The sequence below is a fragment of the Agrobacterium sp. 22094 genome, assembly GCF_052046015.1.
Lineage (GTDB): Bacteria > Pseudomonadota > Alphaproteobacteria > Rhizobiales > Rhizobiaceae > Agrobacterium > Agrobacterium cavarae.
In genome coordinates, this window is the sequence record NZ_JBQEPX010000047.1 from 1 (window position 1) to 339 (window position 339).

Here is a 339-nt window from a genome sequence, read left to right on the forward strand (position 1 = left end):
TTCTTCCCAATTTCGATTCATTTCAACCACCACCAAAATCAATCCATTTGCTTATAGAAATACTTTTTCTACAGCAGTTACTAGTTCTTCTCCGTAATTTGCATTACCTTCAATATTTTCAACTAAATATTCTACTTCTTCTTTTAATCCTTCTAATTCCATTTCAATTTCATTCACACGAACGAACATAACCACATCGTTATTCATCGCTTCATGCATTGCTTCCCAGCATGTGTGCGGAATACTTACATAAATGAAAGATGATTCGTTTTCTAAGATATATAAAAATGATAAATTGTCTGAGTCTACAAGTACATGATTACGTGCACTTAACTCCTT

At 32.4% G+C, this 339-nt stretch carries 1 protein-coding gene; it reads right to left on the minus strand.

What is annotated here, in order from left to right; translation table 11 throughout:
• Positions 1-51: 51 nt before the first annotated feature.
• Positions 52-339, minus strand: a 288-nt coding sequence (locus tag ACTJK5_RS23100) for a hypothetical protein (protein WP_440613330.1), incomplete at its 5' end; no start/stop codon positions are given.